1 pseudogene is annotated in these 234 nt (G+C 41.0%); it reads right to left on the minus strand.

Going from position 1 to position 234, the window contains the following annotated elements:
* A pseudogene (locus SB689_RS24250) lies at nucleotides 1–234 on the minus strand (PepSY domain-containing protein); the annotation flags it as partial.

The raw sequence follows: 234 nt of genomic DNA on the forward strand, positions 1-234 counted from the left end.
CGGGCATTCCAAAGAAAGCCCCCACGTGTAAATCATAGGTAGCATCTGTCGCTCTTTCAGCCATAGGTTTATCTTCGTGTGGACGGCTAAACAGAAGTTTCCCTGAGTGTTCATCAAAAATCATCATGGAAGACTCTGCATAAGTGAATTCTTTTTCCTTGATCCAGATGCTTAAATTATCGTGTTGATGATCTGCTTCGGTATGATCTTCCAAATCAATTCCAAATGAATAGG

Source organism: Chryseobacterium sp. SIMBA_038, assembly GCF_046535115.1.
Lineage (GTDB): Bacteria > Bacteroidota > Bacteroidia > Flavobacteriales > Weeksellaceae > Chryseobacterium.